Below are 16495 nucleotides of genomic sequence, written 5' to 3'. Positions count from 1 at the left end.
CACATGGCCCTAGACACGCCCCTGCCCCCAGGCTGCTCCGGCGGCCCGGGGGCAGGATCGGCAGTGGCCGTGCTCACCCGTACGGCTGGTTGTCGCGACGGCGAGGGGACGGACGCCAGTGACGGACAGCGCAGGCATACCGGGCGGCGGGACGGGAGCGTCCGGAGAAGACCGCCCGGGGACCCCGCAGGACCGGGGCGCCGACCGGGACCGGGGCACGGGCCAGGAGCCCGCGCCCGGCCACGGCCCGGGCCGCGGCCGTGGCCGCAGGCGCCGGATGCTGCGCCGGGCCGGTCTCGGGGTGGTGCTGCTGGTGCTGGCGGGAACGGCCACCGGCTGGTGGATCTACAACAAGCTCGACGGGAACATCACCGCGGACACGTCGGCGGCGGCCGAGCTGGAGCGCTACGAGCGCGAGCGCCCGGTGCACCTCGCGACCGGCTCCCAGAACATCCTGCTGATCGGCTCCGACTCGCGCTCGGGCAAGGCCAACGCCCGCTACGGACAGGACCAGGGCACCGAGCGGTCGGACACCACGATCCTGCTGCACCTGCCGGCGGACCGGAAGAGCGCCACCGCGGTGTCGATCCCCCGGGACCTGATGACGGACATCCCCGCCTGCCTGCAGGCCGACGGCACCCGCACCACCGAGCGGTTCGCCCAGTTCAACTGGGCCTTCCAGTGGGGCGGCGCCGCCTGCACGATCCGTACGGTGGAGAAGCTGAGCGGGATCCGCGTCGACCACCACATGGTGATCGACTTCGGCGGGTTCAAGCAGATGGTCGACGCCATCGGCGGGGTGGAGGTCTGCCTCAAGCGCCCGATGGACGACGCCGAGGCCCACCTGAAGCTGCCCGCCGGGCGGCAGACCCTGCGGGGCGAGGCCGCCCTCGGCTATGTCCGTGCCCGCTACAGCCTGGGCAACGGCAGCGACACCGAACGGATGGAGCGCCAGCAGCAGTTCCTCGGCTCGCTGGTCAAGAAGGTGCAGAGCAACGGGGTCCTGCTCAATCCGGGCCGGCTGTACCCGCTGCTGGACGCGGCGACCTCCTCGGTGACCACGGACCCGGGGCTCGCCTCGCTGCGCGGACTGTACGAACTCGTACGGGGTGTACGGGACATACCGACCGATCAGGTCAAGTTCCTGACCGTTCCCCGCCGTCCGTACGCCGCCGACCCGAACCGGGACGAACTGGTCCAGGCGGACGCCGCACAGCTGTTCCGGCAACTGCGCGCGGACCAGCCCGTGACGATCACCCCACCCAAGCCCGAGGCCTCCGGCAGCGGCTCCACCGCAGGCCGGGGCCGCGAGGGAACCGAAGTGACGCCCACGCCCGTCCCCACCTTCACGGGAACGACGGCGGGCACTGCCGACTGCCGGTAAAGCAATGCAAAAGCCGGTGACCGAACCGAGCGGGATGGGGCGTTCGCCCCGTTATAAGGGCAGTGGAATTCATCACCAGCATGGTTTGCAGTCGAACCTGACGGATAAGGTGAGCGATCCGGTGCCCCGGCCGGACCAGAGGTCGGGCACCTGCAGCCGGACGTTGACCGGGCGCCTTGGGGGAGGCGCCTCGCGAGGCACCGACGGAGGATTCGAGCAACCGTGGATGCGCAAAGCCGTGGGCGGGCCGACGAGATCGACCCCGCAGACCAGTGGGTACTGAACCCCCGCACCGGCCACTACGAACTGCGACCGGACGATTCCACAGCGCAGCCCCGGCCGAGAGTCGCAGCACCCCGCAGATCCCGCACGGCCCCCTCCCGCCCCGAGCCGGCCACCACGCCCTCGGTACCGCAGCCGCGGCGCGGTGACACTCCCCCCGGCCGGCGCGGAGGACGCTCCCGCAACGGCGGAGGCGGCGGACGCCGCAAGAAGGCCCTGCTCATCACCAGCGGGACGCTGGCGCTGCTGCTGATCGGCGGCGCGGCGGCGGGCTACCTCTATTACGACCACCTCAACGGCAACCTCAACGTCACCGACATCGCGGGCGCCGGCACGGGCGGCTTCAAGAAGGACCAGGCGATCAACATCCTGGTCATCGGCACCGACAAACGCAGCGGCGCCGGCAACGAGGGCTACGGGGACAAGGACAGCGTCGGCCACGCCGACACCACGATCCTGTTCCACATCGCCAAGGACCGCAGCAACGCCACCGCGCTGTCCATCCCGCGCGACCTGATCACCGACATCCCGAACTGCCCGACGAAACAGCCCGACGGGACGACGAAGGAGATCCGCGGCACGAAGGGCACGCGCTTCAACACCAGCCTGGGTCAGGAGGGCCGCGACGCGGGCTGCACGATGCGCACGGTGAAGGACCTCACCGGCATAGAGGTCGACAACTTCATGATGGTCGACTTCAACGCCGTGAAGACGCTGAGCACGGCGGTCGGCGGGGTGCCCGTGTGCCTGGAGAAGGCCGTCGACGACAAGGACTCCAAGCTGAAGCTCGACAAGGGCGAGCACCGGCTACAGGGCGAGGACGCGCTGGCCTTCGTACGGACCCGGCACGCCTTCGGCAACGAGAGCGACCTGGACCGCATCAAGACCCAGCAGCAGTTCCTCGGCTCGATGATGCGCGAGATGAAGTCGAAGGAAACGCTGACCAGTCCGAAGAAGTTCTTCTCCCTCGCGGAGGCGGCCACCAAGTCGCTGACCGTGGACCAGGGTCTGGGATCCATCAAGAAACTCACCGACCTCGCGGGCGAGTTGAAGGACATCGACCTCAAGAACATCACCTTCACGACCCTGCCCGTCCTGGACAACCCCGCCGAGAAGGTCAAAGCGACCGTCGTGGTCAACCCGGCGCTGGCCGACCCGCTGCTGCAGATGATCCGGGGGGACGTCTCGCTCACGGAGGTCGAGAAGAAGGAGCAGGCCTCCAAGCAGGCCGCCGACGCCGAGGCGAAGGCCAAGCAGGACGCGCTCCTGCAAGGGAACCGGTCGACCGCCGGTGACATCAGAGTGGATGTGTACAACGGAGGCGGACCCAAGGGCGCGGCATCGACGACGCTCACCTGGCTGCAGAACACCAAGGGCGTGCTCAAGGCGAGCAACGGGGGCAACGCGCCCGCGAAGGTCGGCGCCACGCAGCTGGAGTACGCCCCCAACCAGGCCGACCAGGCCCGGGCGTTGGCGGACATGCTGGGGCTGCCCGCCTCGGCGCTGAAGATGGGCACCGCCGACGCGCCGGCCAGGACGCCGATGAAGCTGACCCTGGGGCCGGACTTCGACCAGCCGGGCGCCCCGCTGGGGGCGGCCGCCCCGCAGCAGCTGTCGGAGGACGTGCAGCAGGCACAGGCCGACAAGGCAATCTGCGCCAAGTAACGGGCTGTGGCCGGTCGTACCGGCACCATGCCGAGTAATCAGGACCTTCTAGGGGGAACACGTGAGGCAGAGCAGCGTGCGGGGGGAGGGGGCGACCGCCCAGTCCGCCGGTGACATATCCGACGGCGAGGCGGGCGCGCCAGGCGCCGTGCCCCCACCACGGGGCGGCTCGCGCAGGAGCCGCCCGGTGGGCGGCCGTGGCTCCAGACGGGGCCGCCGACGCGTGCTGCGCTGGGTCTCCTCCGCGCTGGCCTTCCTCATACTCGGGACGGCGGCGGCCGGATACCTGTACTACCGCCACCTCAACGGCAGCATCAGGACGGATGCGCTGAACCTCGGCGAGAACAAGCTGGGCGGCTCCAAGCCGAACGCCTTCGGGCAGACCCCGCTGAACATCCTCCTCATAGGCTCGGACGCCCGTAACGACGAGGCGAACCAGGCCCTCGGCGGCGCCACGGACACCTTCGACGGCCCGCCCCTCGCGGACGTGCAGATGCTGCTGCACCTGTCCGCGGACCGCAGCAACATGTCGGTGGTCTCGATGCCGCGCGACACCCTGCTGATGATGCCCAAGTGCACCGAACCGAACGGCAAGGTCCACCCGGCCAGCACCCGGCTCGTCCAGACGAACGAGTCCCTCAGCCGGGGCGGCCCGGGCTGCACCGTCGCCGCATGGACCGAGCTGACGAAGATACCCATCGATCACTTCATGATGATCGACTTCAAGGGCGTGGTCTCGATGGCCGACGCCATCGGCGGCGTCCCGGTCTGCGTCGAGCAGAACGTCCACTCGCGGACCCGTGACGGCAAGGGCTCCGGCCTGAAGCTGCCGAAGGGCACGACGCGGATCCAGGGCGAGCAGGCCCTGCAGTGGCTGCGCACCCGCTACGGGTTCGAGGACGGCACCGACATCGGCCGCACCCACGCCCAGCACCAGTACATGAGCTCGCTGTCCCGCGAGTTCCGCAAGAACGCCAAGCTGAGCAACCCGGTGATGCTCAACAGCCTGGCGCAGGCCGCGATCAAGGCCATGGTCGTGGACCCCAGCCTGAACAAGATCGACAGGCTGTACGACCTGAGCATGGAGCTCAAGAAGGTTCCGCCGAACCGGATCACCATGACCACCATGCCGTGGGTGTACAGCGCCCGCGAGGAGGGTCGCGTCGAGCCCGAACCGGGCGCGGCCGAGGCCGTGTTCAAGATGGTCCGCGAGGACGTCCCGCTCGACTTCAAGGGCTCCGACGCCCCGGCGGCCGGTGCCTCCCCCTCGCCGGGCGCCTCCACGGCCCCGGCCGCCCCCGCCGCCCCTACCACGGCCCCCGCCTCGGCCCCCGCGAAGATCTCGGTCTCCGTGCGCAACGCCACCAGCGGCAAGGACGGCGCCCAGGCCAAGGTGAAGAACCGGGCGGGCGACGTCGCCTCGCTGCTGATCCGCAAGGGCTTCACCAAGACCGCCTCCGACGCCACCGCCACGACCGGTGGCGAGGACACCACCGTCGTCCGCTTCGCCGACGACGCCCAGGCGGCCGACGCCGCGGTCGTCGCCACGGCGCTGGGCCTGCCGGCCTCCTCGGTGCAGAAGTCCGACGAGGTCTCCGGGATCACCCTGTTCGTCGGCAAGGACTGGCGGACCGGTGACGCCCCGGCCCCGCCGCCGCCCGCCCCGACCGCGCTCCCGACCTCGGCCCACGCCCTCAACGGCGACAACGAGGGCGCGTGCATGCCGGTCCAGCCGGGCTTCACCTGGTAGTCCGTACACACGAAGAGGGGCCCGGCGCTGTCGCGCCGGGCCCCTCTCGTGCGGTGCGGCCGCGTCTCAGACCTGCGAGGAGTCCCGCCGGACCGCCGGGCGGCGGCTCGCGATGACCTTGTTCGCCAGCGAGCGCGGGCTCGTCAGGAAGCCGAAGCCCCAGCACAGGTGCATCGTCGCCAGGGCGACGGGGATCTGCGCCCGGGCCTTCAGCGAGAGGCCCTTGCCCGCCGGGATCGAGCCCGCGACGATCGCCGCGAGGTAGCCGGCCGGGACCACGAAGCCCAGCGGGTTGACCGCCGCGCCCACGACCACGCCCGCGGCCAGCGCGCAGACCAGGGTCGGTGGGGCCATGTAGCGCGGGTTGATGGAGCCCGCGTGGTACCGGGCCACCACGTGGCGCCAGCGCCCGTAGTCCTTGTACTGCTTGGCCAGCGCCTTGACGGAGCGCCGCGGGCGGTACTGGACCTTCAGCTCCGGGGAGAACCAGATCAGGCCGCCGGCCTCGCGGATGCGGAAGTTCAGCTCCCAGTCCTGGGCGCGGATGAACTCCTCGTTGTATCCGCCCTGCTGCTCCAGCGCCTCGCGGCGGAAGACACCCAGGTAGACGGTCTCGGCGGGGGCCGCCTGACCCCCCGTGTGGAACGGCGCGTTGCCCACGCCGATCTTCGAGGTCATCGCGGCCGCGACGGCGTCCTCCCAGGCGTTCTGGCCCTCGGCGTGCATGATGCCGCCGACGTTCTGCGCACCGGTCTCCTCCAGGAGGCGGACCGCGGTGGCGATGTAGTTCGGCGAGAGCATGCCGTGGCCGTCGACGCGTACCACGATCGGGTGACGCGAGGCCTTGATGGCGGCGTTGAGCGCCGCCGGGGTCCGTCCGGTGGGGTTGGGGACGGTGTGGACGCGGGGATCCTCGGCGACGAGTTCCGCGGCGATCTCGTCGGTGCGGTCCGTGGACGGCCCGAGGGCGATCACCACCTCCATCTCGCCCGCGTACTCCTGTTCCAGGATGTGGCGGACGGAATCGCGGAGGTAGTGCTCCTCGTTGAGCACCGGCATGATCACCGAGACTGCGGGCTGCTGGGCGGGCATGTGGTCCTTCAAGGTCGGGTATCGGTGTCACGTTACCGCGTACGGGGGAACCGGGTGCGCGCCGAGTGAGCGGTACGGACAGACGCTGATCGTATGGGCCTACTGTTCTGCCGAATCAGCCGAAGCTTCGATGCGCTTGCCGACCGTTCTCCCGCTGCCTCGCGGAGGTGTCCACCGTGCCCCACCCGCACCGTCCCCCCCGACCCGCCGGGCCGCGCCCGGCGCAGCGCGCTCGGCGCCGGGGCGGCGACCGGCCCCGGTGGGGGGTGCGGATCGCGGCCGGGCTGGCGGTGGTCGTCCTGGGCTCCGGGGCCGTCGGGCACGCCGTGATGACCGGCCTGGACACCGGGATCGAGCGCGTGGACCCGTTCAAGGACATGAAGAACCGCCCGCAGGCCGGTCACGGCCTGAACTTCCTGCTGGTGGGCACCGACGGCCGGGACAAGATCACCCCCGAGGAGAAGCGCGAGTACCACCTCGGCGGAGCGCCCTGCCACTGCACCGACACGATCATGCTCGTGCACCTCTCGGCGAACCGGCAGCGGGCCAGCGTGATCAGCCTGCCCCGCGACAGCTACGCGGAGGTGCCCGCGCACCGGGACCTCAACAGCGGCAAGGACCACAAGGCCCACCCCGTGAAGCTGAACGCCGCCTACGCGGAGGGCGGGCCCCAGCTGACCGTGCGGACCGTCGAGGCCATGACCCGGGTGAAGATCGACCACTACCTGGAGGTCGACTTCACCAGCTTCATGAAGACGGTCGACGCGATGGGCGGGGTGGAGATCTGCACCGCCAAGACCATGCGCGACCCGAACACCGGTCTGGAGCTGCTCCCCGGCACCCACCGGCTCACCGGCGGCCAGGCCCTGCAGTACGTGCGCTCGCGCCATGTGGACGGGGCCTCCGACCTCGGCCGGATGCAGCGCCAGCAGCGGTTCATCGCCGCCCTGATCAAGCAGGCGACCGGCGGCGGGGTGCTGCTGAACCCGGTGAAGTTCAAGGAGGTCAGCTCGACCCTGCTCGGATCCGTCCGGGCGGACAAGGGCTTCGGCTCGGAGCAGATGCTCGCGCTCGGGCAGGCGATGCGGGACTTCACCCCCTCCTCCTCCGAGTTCGCCTCGGTGCCGATCGGCGACGCCTCCTTCCCCGTCAAGGGCATCGGCTCCACCGTGAAGTGGGACGAGCCGAAGGCGGCCAAGCTCTTCGAGGCGCTGCGCGAGGACCGGGCCCTGGCCCCGGTCGGGCCCGGGAAGCCCGCCGCCGCGGCCGCCGCGCGGCCGGCGACGGTGCCCGTGGACGTGCCGCCGCAGCAGGTGCGGGTCCAGGTGGAGAACGGGACCCGGATCGACGGGCTGGGCGGGCGGGTCGACGCCGCGCTGCGCGCCACCGGCTTCGACACCACCGGGTCCCCGGTGGGCGGCGCCAGCCGTGAGGTCCGCCGCACGGTGGTCGCCTACGACCCCCGCTGGGACCGCTCCGCCCGGTCGGTGTCGACGGCGCTGCCGGGCAGTGAGCTGCGGGCGGTGCCGGGCCAGGGGCGGACGGTGCTGGTCATCGCGGGCGCGGACTTCCGCAAGGTGGTGCCGGTGCGGGCGGAGGACCCGTACCAGGGCGGCGAGTCCGGGGTGGTCACCGGGGACCAGGTGGTCTGCGGGAAGCGGTAGCGCCGGGCCGCCGGCCGCCTCAGTCGTCGAAGCCCTGGGCGGCGCGCTCCTCGCGCAGGGCCCTGATCGCCTGGCGGCGGGCCAGCCGGTGCGTGCGGCGGATCTGGGCCTCCTGGTAGCGCCGCTCGTCCTGTTCCGTCTCCGGCAGGACCGGCGGGACCGGGCGGGGCTTGCCGTCGGCGTCCACGGCCGCGAAGACGAGGTAGGCGGTGCCCACCTGGGTGGCGGGGGTGGACTCGTTCCACCGCTCCGCGAGGACCCGTACGCCGATCTCCATGGAGGAGCGGCCGGTCCAGTTGCACTGGGCCTTCACGTGGACGAGGTCGCCGACGCGCACGGGTGCGAGGAAGACCATCTCGTCCATGGAGGCGGTGACCGCCGGCCCGCCGGAGTGGCGGCCGGCCACGGCGCCCGCCGCGTCGTCCACCAGCTTCATGATCACTCCACCGTGCACCGTTCCGAGGAGGTTGGTGTCGTTGGCGGTCATGATGTGGCTGAGGGTCGTACGGGAGGCCGCGGTCGGCTTCCCGGGCAGCTCGCCCGGTATCTGAGTCATACGGACACCTTAGATCCGTACCGGAGGCATCAGCTCTGCAACAGCACCGGTACGGAAAGTCCCCCGGACTGTCGGACGACACGCCCGAGCAGGCATTCTTGGGCGCATGAATGACTGGCCAGAAGGTCGCGACGGCGGGTACGGACAGGGCAGCGGGCAGCAGCAGCCCGAGGGCGCCCAGCGGATGCGGCACATCCAGCGGCAGCCGCAGCAGCCCCAGCAGCCGCCCCAGCCCCAGCGGCCCCCGCAGGGCCCCCCGGCGCCCCGGCGCCCCGCGCAGCCCGTACGCCCGTCCGTGCCCCCGCAGGGGGCGCGGAGCCACGACTCGTACGAGGACGGCTACGACAGCGGGTACAACACCGGCCAGGTCTACGGCACCCCCGCGGGCGGCGGCCAGGGCGGCCCCGGGCGCCCGGGGGGTCCCGGCGGCCCCGGCGGCCCGGGCGGCCCGGGACAGCGGCCGGCCGGTCCCGCGCCGGACTGGCGCAAGCGGATCAAGGTCGGCTCGATCGTGCTGGTCTCCGCGCTGCTGGTGACCGGCGTCTCCACGTACTTCTGGGCCGACTCCAAGGTGCGCCGCGAGGTGGACCTCTCCAAGGTCATCGAGCGCCCGAAGGAGGGCGACTGCACGACGTACCTGATCGTGGGCTCCGACAGCCGCGAGGGCATGTCCGACGAGGAGAAGAAGAAGCTCCACACGGGCTCCGCCGAGGGCAAGCGCACCGACTCGATGATGATCCTGGCGAAGTGCTCCAGCGGGAACACGATGATCTCGCTGCCCCGCGACTCGGACGTGGAGATCCCCTCCTTCGTCGGCTCCCAGTCCGGCAAGAAGTACGCGGGCACGGGCAAGCGCACCAAGCTGAACGCGGCGTACGCGGAGGACGGCCCCGAACTGCTCGTGCGGACGGTGGAGTTCAACACCGGCCTGCGCATCGACCACTACGCGGAGATCGGCTTCGCCGGCTTCGCGAACATCGTGGACTCGCTCGGCGGCGTCGAGCTCGACATCGAGCAGGGCTTCAAGGACGAGAAGTCGGGCGCCGACTTCAAGGCGGGCAAGCAGACCCTGAACGGCGAGCAGTCCCTGGCCTTCGTCCGGACCCGGTACGCCTTCGCGGAGTCGGACCTCCAGCGGACGAAGAACCAGCAGAAGTTCCTGTCGGCGCTCGCCAACCAGGCGGCGACCCCGTCCACGATCCTCAACCCGTTCAAGCTCTACCCGCTCTTGGGCGCGGGCCTGGACACGCTGATCGTGGACAAGGACATGGGCCTGTACGACATGGGCCAGATGTTCTTCGCGATGAAGGGCGTCAACGGCGGCGACGGCGTCTCGATGAACATGCCGATCTCCGGCCAGCGCGGCGGCAACCTCGTCTGGGACAAGGCGAAGGTGCAGCAGCTGGTCAAGCAGATCCAGAACGACGAGAAGGTCACCGTCCGGGGGAACTGACCCGGCGGGTGCGCGGGCGGGCGGGTCGTACCCGCCCGCCCGTTCCCGTTCCCGTTTACGGTCCCGTCAGGCGTCAGGCGTCAGGCGTCCGGGGAGAAGCGGATCGCGGCCGCCGGCAGCTGCGCACCGCACCACACGCGGGCACCCGAGCGCAGCTCGTTGTCGGCACCCACGAAGGCGCCGTCGCCGACCACGGTGCCGTCCAGCACGGTCCGCGCGCCCACGCCGGCGCGGGCGCCGACCAGACTGGCGCGCACCTGGGCGTCCGCCTCGATGACGGCGCCTTCGAGCACGATGGACCCGTCGACGACCGCACCGTCCTCGATGCGGGCGCCGGCGCCCACGACGGTGCCTCCCGACAGCTTGGCACCGGCCGCCACCTCGGCCCCGGGCAGCACGAGGGCCTCGCCCCGGCGGCCGGGAACGGCCGGGGAGGAGACGACGCCGCGGACGAGGTCGGCGGAGGCCTGGATGATCGACTCGGGCCTCCCGAGGTCCATCCAGTACGTGTTCTCCGTGACTCCGTGCAGGCGGCTGCCGGCGGCCAGCAGGCCGGGGAAGGTCTCGCGCTCGACGGAGACGGGGCGGCCGGCCGGAATGGAGTCGATCACGCTGCGGCGGAAGACGTAGCAGCCGGCGTTGATCTGGTCGGTGATGATCTCTTCGGGGGTCTGCGGCTTCTCGGTGAAGGCCAGCACCCGCCCGTCGGGGTCGGTGGGCACCAGACCGAAGGCGCGGGGGTCCTCCACGCGCACGAGGTGCAGGGAGACGTCTGCGTCGGCCGCCTTGTGCGATTCGACGAGTCCGGCGATGTCCAGGCCGGTGAGGATGTCCCCGTTGAAGACGAGGACGGAGGAGTCCGGGCCGCCCGTGAGCAGCTGCGCCGCGTTGCGGATGGCGCCACCGGTGCCGAGGGGCTCGTCCTCGACCACGTACTCCAGGTGGACCCCGAACTCGGAGCCGTCGCCGAAGTAGGGCTCGAAGACCTCGGCGAGGTAGCAGGTGGCCATCACGATGTGGGTGACGCCGGCGGCGGCGGCCCTGGCTATCTGGTGGGCGAGGAAGGGTACGCCGGCTGTGGGGACCATCGGCTTCGGCGTGTTGACCGTCACCGGGCGCAGCCGCGTCCCCTGCCCGCCGACCAGCAGGATCGCTTCCGTCATTACGTTCTCCCCAACCGAATTTCCGGCGTACGAAGGTCCAAATTTAGCCCATCCGAGTAGCACATCGGTGCGGTAGGCGGGCGTACCGCGGGCGTGTCTCCACCCGTCCGGCCGCAGTGCCCGGCGTGTCACGAAATGGCGGGGCACCCCTGTCGATCGCGGCTCCCGCGATCCCTCGCGGGGGTGCGAGGAACAGACGCCGCGAGGCGCAGGGGTCGACCGCGCCCGCCGAACACGGGAAGGCCCCGGCATCAGCCGGGGCCTTCCTCGTCCGTGCAGGTCAGAGCACGTACCGCCCCTTACGGGAGGTTGCGGGCCATGACGATCCGCTGGACCTGGTTCGTACCTTCATAAATCTGCGTGATCTTGGCATCGCGCATCATGCGCTCGACCGGGTAGTCGCGGGTGTAGCCGTAGCCGCCGAGGAGCTGGACGGCGTCCGTGGTGACCTCCATGGCCACGTCGGAGGCGAAGCACTTGGCCGCGGCGCCGAGGTAGGTGAGGTCGGCGTCGCCGCGCTCCGAGCCCGCCGCGGCCTGGTACGTCAGCGCGCGGGCGGCGGAGATCTTCATGGCCATGTCCGCGAGCATGAACTGGATGCCCTGGAAGTCGGCGATCGGCTTGCCGAACTGCTTGCGCTCCTGGACGTAGCCCTTGGCGTAGTCCAGCGCGCCCTGGGCGATGCCGAGGGCCTGGGCGGCGATGGTGATGCGGGTGTGGTCGAGGGTCTTCATCGCGGTGGCGAAGCCGGTGCCCTCGGCGCCGATCATGCGGTCGGCGGGGATGCGGACGTTGTCGAGGTAGACCTCGCGCGTCGGGGAGCCCTTGATGCCGAGCTTCTTCTCCGGGGCGCCGAAGGAGACGCCTTCGTCCGACTTCTCGACGACGAAGGCGCTGATGCCCTTCGAGCGCTTCTCCGGGTCGGTGACGGCCATGACCGTGTAGTACTCGGAGACGCCCGCGTTGGTGATCCAGCGCTTCACGCCGTTGAGGACGTAGTGGTCGCCGTCGCGGACCGCGCGGGTCTTCATGCCGGCCGCGTCCGAGCCGGCGTCCGGCTCGGAGAGGGCGTACGAGAACATCGCGTCGCCCTTGGCCAGGGGGCCGAGGTACTTGGCCTTGAGCTCCTCGGAACCGGAGAGGATCACCGGGAGCGAGCCGAGCTTGTTGACCGCCGGGATGAGGGAGGAGGAGGCGCACACGCGGGCCACCTCCTCGATCACGATCACGGTGGCGAACGCGTCGGCGCCGGCACCGCCGTAGATCTCCGGCACGTGGACGGCGTGCAGGTCGCTGGCGACCAGTGCGTCGAGGGCCTCCTGCGGGAAGCGGGACTCCTCGTCGACCGCGGCCGCGAACGGCAGGATCTTCGCCTCGGCGAGCGAGCGGACGGACTCGCGGAGCATGTCGTGCTCCTCGGCCGGGCGGTACAGGTCGAAGTCGGCAGAACCCGCCAAGATCTCTCACTCCCCAAGGATGAACGCGATTCGTGATGCTAACTACCGTTAAGTAACCCAAGTTTAGTCGCCGTCCCCCGGGCAGCGGTATGGACGGCCCGCGTGAGTTGCGTGACAGCGGGGGCGGCACTGGGGAGCGTCCCCCTCCGCGGGCCCGACTATGCTCAGTGGCCGCACACGGCCCCGCACCTCTGGAGCACCCATGGCCCCCCTCAGGATCACTGTGATCGGCACCGGTTACCTCGGCGCGACCCACGCCGCGGCGATGGCGGAGCTGGGGTTCGAGGTGCTGGGGCTGGACGTGGTGCCCGAGAAGATCGAGATGCTGGCGTCCGGCCGGGTGCCTATGTACGAACCCGGGCTGGAGGAACTGCTCGCCAAGCACGTGGCCGGGCTGCCGGGCTCCACCGGGCGGCTGCGGTTCACGACCTCCTGGGAGGAGGTCGGCGCGTTCGGCGACGTCCACTTCGTCTGCGTGAACACTCCGCAGAAGCACGGTGAGTACGCCTGCGACATGTCGTACGTGGACGCGGCGATGGCCTCGCTGGCACCGCACCTGACGCGGCCCGTGCTGGTCGTCGGCAAGTCGACCGTGCCGGTCGGCTCGGCGCAGCGGCTGGCGGAGAAGCTCGTGGAGCTGGCCCCGGCGGGCGCGGACGTGGAGCTGGCCTGGAACCCGGAGTTCCTGCGGGAGGGCTTCGCCGTGCAGGACACCCTGCACCCCGACCGGATCGTGATCGGCGTCCAGGGCGAGCGCGGCGAGAAGGTGCTGCGCGAGGTGTACGAGACGCCGATGGGCGAGGGAAGCCCGCTGGTGGTGACCGACTTCCCGACCGCGGAACTGGTGAAGACCGCCGCCAATTCCTTCCTGGCGACCAAGATCTCGTTCATCAACGCCATGGCCGAGGTGTGCGAGGCCGCGGGCGGCGACGTGGTGAAGCTGGCGGAGGCCATCGGCTACGACGAGCGGATCGGCGCGAAGTTCCTGCGGGCCGGCATCGGCTTCGGCGGCGGCTGCCTGCCGAAGGACATCCGGGCGTTCATGGCGCGGGCCGGCGAGCTGGGCGCCGACCAGGCGCTGACCTTCCTCCGGGAGGTCGACTCGATCAACATGCGCCGCCGCGGGCACATGGTCGAACTGGCGCGGGAGGCCGTGGGCGGCTCGTTCCTGGGCAAGCGGGTGGCCGTGCTCGGCGCCACCTTCAAGCCGGACTCGGACGACGTGCGCGACTCGCCCGCACTGAACGTGGCGGGGCAGATCCACCTCCAGGGCGGCCAGGTGACGGTGTACGACCCGAAGGGGATGGAGAACGCGCGGCGCGTGTTCCCGACCCTCGGGTACGCGGACTCCGCGCTGGAGGCGGCGCGGGGTGCGGAGGTGGTACTGCACCTCACGGAGTGGCGCGAGTTCCGCGACCTCGACCCGGCGGAGCTCGGGGGTGTCGTCACGGACCGGCTGATCCTGGACGGGCGCAACGCGCTGGCGCCCGAGCAGTGGCGCGCGGCCGGCTGGACGTACCGGGCGATGGGGCGGCCCCGGGCGTAGTGCCGTAGTGCCCTGCGGGCATGCCCCGCTTGGCGTTGCCGGTGCCGGGGCCCTGCGGGGCGCTCGTGTGCCGGGTTCGGTGCGGCGGCGTCGGCGGGGCTCCGCCCCGGACCCCGCTCCTCAAACGCCGGAGGGGCTGGGGGCGCCGCCGGAAGGGCTGGGGGCGGGGGCGGAGGGGCTCGGGGCAGGGGCGGAGGAGGGCCTGGGGGCGGGGGCGGATTTGCCGCGGTAGGTGCGCATCTTGGCCCGGCTGCCGCAGATGGACATGCTGCACCAGCGGCCTCGGCCCGCGGGGCTGCGGTCGTAGTAGGCCCAGCGGCAGTCGTCCGCCGCGCAGGCCTTGAGGCGGGGCCAGGTGCCCGCGGCGGCCCCTTCGGCCAGGGCCTCGGCCGTCCGGGTGAGCAGGTTCGGGGTGCCCGCCGGAGCGAGGACCACCGCGCCGGACGCGTCGAGGCGTACCGTCAGCGGGGCCCCGGCGAGGAGGCGGTTCAGGCGGTCCTCGGCTCCGGGGTGCGGTTCGTGGCCCGCGTGGGCCAGCAGGGCGCCGCGCAGGGCCTCGCGCAGTTCCACCGCGTCCGCCAGGTCCTGCCCGGACAGGCCGAACTCGGCCGCGAGGCGGTCGTCCCCCGTGTCCACGCTCAGCGTGTTGACGAGTTTCTCCACCAGCGCGAGACCGCCGGGTGCCGGTGCGCGTCCACTCATGTCCCCGACGTTACCCCTTGGCGGGAACGAGGGGTAACGCGTAGGTTGGGGTTACCCCCAAGGGGCTCTTACCGGTAACCGCAAGGAGAGAACCATGGCCGTCGCCAAGCTCGGCACCGTCGTCCTCGACTGTCCCGACCCGCTCGCCCTCGCCACCTTCTACGCCGGCCTGCTCGGCGGCAGCCCCAGCGCCGACGAGGACGGGACCTGGGTCGACCTGGAAGGACACGAAGGCACCCCGCTCGCCTTCCAGCTGGCGCCGGGGCACGTCGCTCCGGCCTGGCCCTCCCCCGAGGGCTCGCAGCAGTTCCACCTCGACCTGACCGTCGAGGACCTCGACGCCGCGGAGGAACACATCCTCGCCCTCGGGGCCAAGGCCCTCGACGCGGACGACCGGGGCCGCTCCTGGCGGGTCTACGCCGACCCGGCCGGGCACCCGGTCTGCCTCTGCGCCTGCTAGGCCTCTGCGCCTGCTAGGCGCGGCTGTGCTGGGCGGCGCGGGACGTGAACTGCGCGTCGCGCAGGACCCGCTGGGCGTTGCCCCAGGTCAGCGCCGCCAGGTCGGCTTCCGACCAGCCGCGGTCGAGGAGCTCCGCGAGGAGCCTGGGGTAGCCCGAGGGGTCGGTGAGGCCGGTCGGGCGGGGGCTGCCCGGTTCGGAGCCGAAGCCGGCGCCCAGGCCGACGCCGCCCGGGCCGGCGACGGCCCGTACGTGGTCGATGTGGTCGGCCACCGCGTGCAGGGAGTCCCCGGTGCGGGCGGTGTCGAAGGTGACCATGGCCAGGCCGCCGGCCTCGCGCAGGGCGAGCAGGACCTCGTCCGTGACGTTGCCGGGGTGGGGGTTCAGGGCCGCCGCGCCCGTGTTCGAGACGACCACCGGCGCCCTGGACGCCGCCGCGAGCCGGCAGGCCGCCGCGGGTTCGCAGCCGGCGAGGTCCAGCAGGATCGCGAGCCGGTTCGCCTCACGGACCACCTGGTGGCCGAAGGCGGTCAGCTCCTCCTCCGCCCAGGGCGCTCCCGCGGGGGCAAGGATCCGTACGCCCAGCGTGTGGAAGGCGCGCAGCGTCCCGAGGGAGTCGATGAGCGTGCTGCCGGGCACGGGGCCGAGGAACGAGGCGATGCGGCCGCGGTTGCGGGCGTCGGCCATGTCGTCCGCGGTGAGGGCGAGGAGCAGGCTGTCGGGGTAGCGGCGCATCAGGGCCAGCGCGACGTCGATCTGCTCCAGGGTCTCGGAGACCACGAGGGAGGGCGGGCTGGCCGGGGGGACCAGCAGGGACCAGAACTGGGCACCGACCCCGCCGGCGCGCAGCCTCGGGATGTCGGTGTCGACACCGGCCTCGGGGGTGTCGATGTCGTGGTACGGGCTGTGGCGCAGGGTCCGGACGAGTGTGTTGCAGCCGTCCGCGACGGGATGGACGGCCAGCAGCGCGGTGGCGCGGTCCAGCGCGCCGGCGGCGGGTCTGGTGGCGGGGGCCGGGGGGTCTTCGGCCCCGATGCCGACGGAGTGGGGTTCATCCTGCAGGTCGGCCATGGCGTTCGCTCCGGTCTCGGCGGCAGCAGGGCGGGGAGAGGTGGTGCCACCGTGACACGCGGGGGGTGTGGGACGCCTGGCGGGTGTGGCGTTCGGGTGGCCGGTGCCCGCGCGGGGCCGTTGCCCTGGCCGGGCCGTTGCCCGCGCGGGGCTGGGTCGGGGCCGTTGCCCTGGCCGGGCCCCCTGGCGTGGCCGGGCGGGGGCCGCTGCGCGGAGCTGCTCCCCGCCCCGCCCTTTCTCCGTTTCCCGGGC

13 protein-coding genes are annotated in these 16495 nt (G+C 71.8%); 7 read left to right on the top strand and 6 right to left on the bottom strand.

The features are described 5' to 3' along the window. The first annotated feature begins 118 nt into the window (after nt 1-118). From ACZ6Y1_RS15120 to ACZ6Y1_RS15110, 3 genes are all read left to right on the top strand, one after another. The gene (locus ACZ6Y1_RS15120; RefSeq protein ID WP_469628212.1) at nt 119-1384 is read left to right on the top strand and encodes an LCP family protein; all 1266 of its coding nucleotides are present in this window, start codon (nt 119-121) and stop codon (nt 1382-1384) included. 222 nt (nt 1385-1606) lie between these two features. Further along, nucleotides 1607-3331: an LCP family protein gene (locus ACZ6Y1_RS15115; protein WP_469628209.1), complete on the top strand. Its 1725-nt coding sequence runs from the start codon at nt 1607-1609 to the stop codon at nt 3329-3331. Between the two features lie 223 nt (nt 3332-3554). Beyond that, nucleotides 3555-5081 carry an LCP family protein gene (locus tag ACZ6Y1_RS15110; RefSeq protein WP_469628206.1) on the top strand — a complete coding sequence of 509 codons (1527 nt, stop codon included), beginning with the start codon at nt 3555-3557 and terminating at the stop codon, nt 5079-5081. Nucleotides 5082-5147: 66 nt separating this feature from the next. Here ACZ6Y1_RS15110 and ACZ6Y1_RS15105 read toward each other — a convergent pair whose 3' ends face one another. Continuing rightward, nucleotides 5148-6173: a glycosyltransferase family 2 protein gene (locus tag ACZ6Y1_RS15105; RefSeq protein ID WP_469628203.1), complete on the bottom strand. Its 1026-nt coding sequence runs from the start codon at nt 6171-6173 to the stop codon at nt 5148-5150. 176 nt (nt 6174-6349) lie between these two features. Between ACZ6Y1_RS15105 and ACZ6Y1_RS15100 the strand changes: the two genes are divergently transcribed. After that, nucleotides 6350-7837, top strand: coding sequence for an LCP family protein (locus ACZ6Y1_RS15100; protein WP_469628199.1), 1488 nt, complete (start codon nt 6350-6352; stop codon nt 7835-7837). Between the two features lie 19 nt (nt 7838-7856). Here the strand turns inward: ACZ6Y1_RS15100 and ACZ6Y1_RS15095 are convergent, their stop codons facing one another. Continuing rightward, the gene (locus ACZ6Y1_RS15095) at nt 7857-8393 is read right to left on the bottom strand and encodes an acyl-CoA thioesterase (protein WP_469628196.1); all 537 of its coding nucleotides are present in this window, start codon (nt 8391-8393) and stop codon (nt 7857-7859) included. A 106-nt stretch (nt 8394-8499) separates the two neighbouring features. Here ACZ6Y1_RS15095 and ACZ6Y1_RS15090 point away from each other — a divergent pair, with 106 nt between their 5' ends. Next, a complete protein-coding gene (locus ACZ6Y1_RS15090) occupies nt 8500-9846 on the top strand; it encodes an LCP family protein (RefSeq protein ID WP_469628193.1) in 1347 nt (448 codons plus the stop codon). A gap of 80 nt (nt 9847-9926) precedes the next feature. Here ACZ6Y1_RS15090 and manB read toward each other — a convergent pair whose 3' ends face one another. Together manB and ACZ6Y1_RS15080 are read right to left on the bottom strand one after the other, a co-directional pair. Beyond that, the gene (manB, locus tag ACZ6Y1_RS15085) at nt 9927-11009 is read right to left on the bottom strand and encodes a mannose-1-phosphate guanylyltransferase (RefSeq protein WP_469628190.1); all 1083 of its coding nucleotides are present in this window, start codon (nt 11007-11009) and stop codon (nt 9927-9929) included. Nucleotides 11010-11308: 299 nt separating this feature from the next. Continuing rightward, the gene (locus tag ACZ6Y1_RS15080) at nt 11309-12415 is read right to left on the bottom strand and encodes an acyl-CoA dehydrogenase family protein (protein WP_469628325.1); all 1107 of its coding nucleotides are present in this window, start codon (nt 12413-12415) and stop codon (nt 11309-11311) included. Between the two features lie 253 nt (nt 12416-12668). Here ACZ6Y1_RS15080 and ACZ6Y1_RS15075 point away from each other — a divergent pair, with 253 nt between their 5' ends. Beyond that, nucleotides 12669-14012: a UDP-glucose dehydrogenase family protein gene (locus ACZ6Y1_RS15075; RefSeq protein ID WP_469628187.1), complete on the top strand. Its 1344-nt coding sequence runs from the start codon at nt 12669-12671 to the stop codon at nt 14010-14012. A 120-nt stretch (nt 14013-14132) separates the two neighbouring features. Here the strand turns inward: ACZ6Y1_RS15075 and ACZ6Y1_RS15070 are convergent, their stop codons facing one another. Continuing rightward, nucleotides 14133-14714, bottom strand: coding sequence for a CGNR zinc finger domain-containing protein (locus tag ACZ6Y1_RS15070; protein ID WP_469628184.1), 582 nt, complete (start codon nt 14712-14714; stop codon nt 14133-14135). Between the two features lie 94 nt (nt 14715-14808). Here ACZ6Y1_RS15070 and ACZ6Y1_RS15065 point away from each other — a divergent pair, with 94 nt between their 5' ends. Beyond that, nucleotides 14809-15174: a VOC family protein gene (locus tag ACZ6Y1_RS15065; RefSeq protein WP_469628181.1), complete on the top strand. Its 366-nt coding sequence runs from the start codon at nt 14809-14811 to the stop codon at nt 15172-15174. Between the two features lie 13 nt (nt 15175-15187). On the opposite strand, the gene ACZ6Y1_RS15060 is transcribed toward ACZ6Y1_RS15065, so the two are convergent. After that, complete coding sequence (locus tag ACZ6Y1_RS15060; RefSeq protein WP_469628178.1) at nt 15188-16243, bottom strand: membrane dipeptidase; 1056 nt, start codon at nt 16241-16243, stop codon at nt 15188-15190. Between the last annotated feature and the right edge of the window lie 252 nt (nt 16244-16495).

It is taken from the genome of Streptomyces sp. NPDC053432, from assembly GCF_055585365.1.
Note: the sequence above shows the minus strand (reverse complement) of the source record. Positions and strands in the feature narration are given on the sequence as shown.

Excerpts from the sequence above, each read along its gene's own strand:
- ACZ6Y1_RS15095 (WP_469628196.1), bottom strand. The coding sequence starts at position 8,393 with ATGACTCAGATACCGGGCGAGCTGCCCGGGAAGCCGACCGCGGCCTCC.
- manB (WP_469628190.1), bottom strand. The coding sequence starts at position 11,009 with ATGACGGAAGCGATCCTGCTGGTCGGCGGGCAGGGGACGCGGCTGCGC.
- ACZ6Y1_RS15075 (WP_469628187.1), top strand. The coding sequence starts at position 12,669 with ATGGCCCCCCTCAGGATCACTGTGATCGGCACCGGTTACCTCGGCGCG.
- ACZ6Y1_RS15080 (WP_469628325.1), bottom strand. The coding sequence starts at position 12,415 with ATGCTCCGCGAGTCCGTCCGCTCGCTCGCCGAGGCGAAGATCCTGCCG.
- ACZ6Y1_RS15060 (WP_469628178.1), bottom strand. The coding sequence starts at position 16,243 with ATGGCCGACCTGCAGGATGAACCCCACTCCGTCGGCATCGGGGCCGAA.
- ACZ6Y1_RS15105 (WP_469628203.1), bottom strand. The coding sequence starts at position 6,173 with ATGCCCGCCCAGCAGCCCGCAGTCTCGGTGATCATGCCGGTGCTCAAC.
- ACZ6Y1_RS15070 (WP_469628184.1), bottom strand. The coding sequence starts at position 14,714 with ATGAGTGGACGCGCACCGGCACCCGGCGGTCTCGCGCTGGTGGAGAAA.
- ACZ6Y1_RS15065 (WP_469628181.1), top strand. The coding sequence starts at position 14,809 with ATGGCCGTCGCCAAGCTCGGCACCGTCGTCCTCGACTGTCCCGACCCG.
- ACZ6Y1_RS15090 (WP_469628193.1), top strand. The coding sequence starts at position 8,500 with ATGAATGACTGGCCAGAAGGTCGCGACGGCGGGTACGGACAGGGCAGC.